The organism is Azospirillum sp. TSO5 (genome assembly GCF_003116065.1).
Classification (GTDB): Bacteria; Pseudomonadota; Alphaproteobacteria; order Azospirillales; family Azospirillaceae; genus Azospirillum.
This window is the reverse complement of the sequence record NZ_LGQY01000178.1, coordinates 1-3757: the sequence shown is the minus strand read 5'-3', so window position 1 is coordinate 3757 and position 3757 is coordinate 1. Positions and strand designations below refer to the sequence as shown.

Annotated in this window: 6 protein-coding genes and 2 pseudogenes; 1 reads left to right on the top strand and 7 read right to left on the bottom strand. The window is 64.0% G+C overall.

Going from position 1 to position 3757, the window contains the following annotated elements:
• Window positions 1-40: 40 nt before the first annotated feature.
• The gene (locus TSO5_RS31680; RefSeq protein ID WP_109155340.1) at window positions 41-364 is read right to left on the bottom strand and encodes a hypothetical protein; all 324 of its coding nucleotides are present in this window, start codon (window positions 362-364) and stop codon (window positions 41-43) included.
• Window positions 365-667: 303 nt separating this feature from the next.
• Here TSO5_RS31680 and TSO5_RS31675 point away from each other — a divergent pair.
• A pseudogene (locus TSO5_RS31675) lies at window positions 668-1170 on the top strand (IS5 family transposase); the annotation flags it as partial.
• 162 nt (window positions 1171-1332) lie between these two features.
• Here TSO5_RS31675 and TSO5_RS31670 read toward each other — a convergent pair.
• The 6 genes and pseudogenes from TSO5_RS31670 to TSO5_RS33175 all read right to left on the bottom strand — a co-directional run.
• Window positions 1333-1839: a flavin reductase family protein gene (locus TSO5_RS31670; protein WP_109155339.1), complete on the bottom strand. Its 507-nt coding sequence runs from the start codon at window positions 1837-1839 to the stop codon at window positions 1333-1335.
• 14 nt (window positions 1840-1853) lie between these two features.
• A pseudogene (locus tag TSO5_RS33570) lies at window positions 1854-1949 on the bottom strand (DUF1924 domain-containing protein); the annotation flags it as partial.
• Between the two features lie 147 nt (window positions 1950-2096).
• A complete protein-coding gene (locus tag TSO5_RS31660) occupies window positions 2097-2492 on the bottom strand; it encodes a cytochrome c maturation protein CcmE (protein ID WP_158282524.1) in 396 nt (131 codons plus the stop codon).
• Between the two features lie 404 nt (window positions 2493-2896).
• Window positions 2897-3211 carry a hypothetical protein gene (locus TSO5_RS31655; protein ID WP_109155337.1) on the bottom strand — a complete coding sequence of 105 codons (315 nt, stop codon included), beginning with the start codon at window positions 3209-3211 and terminating at the stop codon, window positions 2897-2899.
• A gap of 88 nt (window positions 3212-3299) precedes the next feature.
• A complete protein-coding gene (locus tag TSO5_RS31650; protein ID WP_211099797.1) occupies window positions 3300-3551 on the bottom strand; it encodes a hypothetical protein in 252 nt (83 codons plus the stop codon).
• Window positions 3552-3573: 22 nt separating this feature from the next.
• Window positions 3574-3757, bottom strand: a 184-nt coding sequence (locus tag TSO5_RS33175) for a hypothetical protein (protein WP_211099796.1), incomplete at its 5' end; no start/stop codon positions are given.

Below are 3757 nucleotides of genomic sequence, written 5' to 3'. Positions count from 1 at the left end.
CCCCCCCCCCGCCGATGCGGCAATGGCAATCGCGCCCGGATCAGCTGGACGGCGGGGTGTACTGGCCGATGACGGTGCCGGTCAGGGTGTACACGGTGTCGCCGTCGGTAATCTGGCCGCTGACCAGCACGACGTAACCACCACCGGCCTGGGCCGACAGAGTGACGGTCAGGCCGGAATTGAAGGTCACGACGGCGTTGCCGACATTCTTGCCCAGAGACGCGGTGGTGAAGGAGCTGCTGACCTGCGGCGCCCAGTAGCTGACGTCCGTCGGCAGCACCTGGAAGGAAACCTGCGCATTGGTGGCGTTCATCGTCACGACGGACTGGCTGTTCGGCGTGAGCTGAGTCGTGGTAGCGGCCATAATTTCTACCTTTTCAGATGGTTACAGATATTAAAACCACTCATAGCTTATAAAAAGCAAAAAACATTTACCGTCGTTTGAATTGCTAGTCAATACACTTATTTTAAATTGCATTCAATTGCATGACTTTGCGCCTTCAGGTGAACCGTCCCCGGATGCGCAGAAAATGAAGATCTGCGGTGGTTTCATACTTGTCGAAAGGCGTTTTCCATTTGAAGGACGTTGGTGCAAAAAGGGCCCGGCTGACGGCGGTCGGAATGGCTAGCGGGTATAGAGGCGGCCCGCTGAGAAGCCGAGCGCCCGATGCCATACAAAGTGAACGAGAGCCGCCGTCACAAGATCCCGCGCGCCCGCTACCGCGTCGAGAGCTCGACTGCCTACGATGCGGCGCTACGCCGGCGCGGGGACCTGACGGTGTGGGTGACGCCGGAAGAGCGATTGTCGCTTGGACACCGCCCGTCACGGGCCGACGCGGCCGGCCAGCGCGCTACTCGGACATTGCCATCGAGGCTGGACTGATGCTGCGCCTCGCCTTTGGCCGTCCGTGGCGCCAGACCGAGGGCTTGCTGGGTTCGCTCATGCATCCGCTCGATCTGGACCTGCCAGTTCCGGACCACACGACCTTTTCCCGGCGCAGCGCCAACTTGGAAGTGGCGAGCGCCTTGGCGAGGGCGGACGGGCCAGTGACGGTGGTCATCGATTCCACCGAGTTGAAGGTGTTCGGCAACGGCGAGTGGCACCTAAAGAAGCACGGCGGCCACGCGCGCCGGAGTTGGCGGAAGCTGCACTTGGCCGTCGATCCGGACTGATCTCCATCGCCTCTGGGCGAAATCCGTCCGCAGGTCGAGTTCTGCACCAAAGTCCTTCTGCGTCGCCGTGCCGGTCACCAGCGGCACCCGTTCGAACTCGTTCGAACTCGTTCGCCAGGGCGGCGGTGGCGCCGATCACGATGCGCATGGCTAGGCTCCTCAGGCTGCTGTAGCGGACGTCAGATCGCGGTGCAACTCGGCGTAGCGGCTGGCGAAGAACAGGAGCGGCGCGCCGTCGCGGTGCTCGAAGCGGTGCACGCGGCCCAGGACGACCACGTGATCGCCGGCCTCCAAATGGCTGTGTGTCGTGCACTCGAACTGCGCGAGGCAGTCGGGCAACAGGGGCACTCCGCCCAGTCCGGGCGTCCAGTCAATCCCGGCGAACCGCTCCTCGTTGCGCGACGCGAAGCGCGTCGAGAGATGGTGCTGATCGTCGGCAAGCACATTCACGGCGAAGTGGCTGGCCACGCGGAAAACGGGCAGGCTGGCTGAGGACCGCATCAGGCTCCACAGCACCAGTGGCGGCTCCAGCGACACCGAGCTGAAGGAGTTCACGGTCAGGCCGACCGGAACGCCCGCCGGGGTCAAGGTGGTGATCACAGCGACCCCGGTGGCGTACCGGGCGTAGGCGTCGCGCAGCGAGCGGAGTTGTGGGTCGGGAGACATCGGCGGAATCCTTTCTATTGGCCGGCCAGGAAGGTGATGAAGTCGCCCTTCTTGCGGGCGGTGCAGGCGCGGCCGAAGACGTTGACGCAGTCGCGCTCGAAGCGATTCTCGACCTCGGCCGGCGAGGGTGTGTGCGATTATCGTTTTCAGCATGGGCGGCGCTCCGGCCGGGGATGACAGGACGTTGACGGCCGGACATGCCCGGGACGGTGTCGAGCGGGGGCCTCGTTCACCCCGCCCGGGTTCCAGGGGCGCGGTCAGTCATTGTCGGCGTAGCGGCGGGGGCGGTCCTGGGAGGCGTCGCGGCCGAAGGCGGTGCCGTCCTGGCGGATGATCTGGTCGGCCCGGATGCCGCCGTGCCGGATGCCGCCGACCACGGTGATCCGATCGCCGGACTGAATGCCGTCCGGCAGGAAGCCGTGGCTGGTAACCGGAATCTCCTTCTCCCCATCGGTGAGGACAAACGATTTCGCGGCGACGGTGGCGACCGTGCCGGTGACGGTGCCACCGCCGGCCTCGACGATGGCCATGAGCGGCTGTGGGCTGCTCGGCTGGAACGCCTGGGCGCGGTGATGGTCGCCGGCGGAGGCGGCGCCGGAGAGCGTCAGGAGGCCGAGGGCGGCGAGGGCGGCGAGGGGGGTGGTCTTCAGCATGGCTTTACCTCTGGTGCGGAGAGCGCAGGTACGCTTCATGACCGGCACTCTGCGCCACCAAGCCTGAGGCGGACCTGAATGGCCTGTTCAGCCGGCATTCAGGAACGCGGCGCAGAGGGGGGCCCCCCTGTGCTCGGGGCCGTCCGGACACGGCCCACGGCATTCCCGTTCTGGGGTGGGCGCTAAATCACTCGGGAACGGCGTCAGTGGGGCGCCGGGTACTGCGTCAGTTTCAATCTACGCCGAGAGCGACGATCACGACCCGTAAAGCTCTGTGATTACAAGAAAGTTGCACTTTAGAATGGAACCTACCCGCTTACACACACAAAACACATAAGGGAGCTTACGTCAGAAAATCTTGCGCACACCAGATGTTGATTGCGCAAGATTTCATCTGAGGCGAGCTAGAACTTATCATAAGTACGCTTTGGCCGTCCACTGGAGACTCGGAGCCGATCACGTACCGAGTTCGCGTGAGAGCGCATCGCAAAGAGCTTTTCGGCCTTCGTCATGTCCTCACGCTCAGCGATGAACTTGATCTGGGTGCCTAGGCCGATGAGCATATCTGCGGCTTGCTTCATGCCGGGCAGATCGGTGACGGGAAGTTCTATCCGGACGGCCCGTCCAAGCAGCGCCCGCTCTGCCTCTGTTAGCTCCCCGGCTTCGATCTTGCGTGCTTTTCTGACCATATCCCACTCGGCCTCACAAACCTGGACCATAAGCGTGACCCTTTCCGCGCCGCACTGACACGGCGCTTACGTAGTGGTTGGTATTCGCTGAATGCATTAGGTGTGGCGCAGAAGCCACTCAGGTGCGCTTGCCGGCCAATGCCTCAGACACGCGGCCGATGGTGGTACGCGTCGCATTGGCGATGTCGTGATAGCTGGCGCCGGGGTTGGCGGCGGCATAGGCGCGGATGTCGTCTGCTGCGCTCTTGCCCCTGCGCTGTGGCGGCGTGCGCTGCACGGGCTTCCGTCGATGCAGGTCCAGTTCCCAGCGCCGGATGTGCTGCGCCAGATCGGCGGGGTTGATCTGTCCGGCTTCAACGCGGGACGCCACCACAAGCATCTCTCCGCGCACTTCAGGTATCGTTGCCATGATTTCCATCCAAGGCTTTTCGTAGGGCTTCAGTGAGGGCGGGGTCGCGCCAGTTGGCGTATCGAGCGCGTATCTGCCGGGCTTGTCGGCGGAGGGCGGACGCCCGTCTCTCAAGGTCGTCCGCCTCCAGCATCATCGCATCGGCCCGCGCCAGTTCTGCGGCGGGG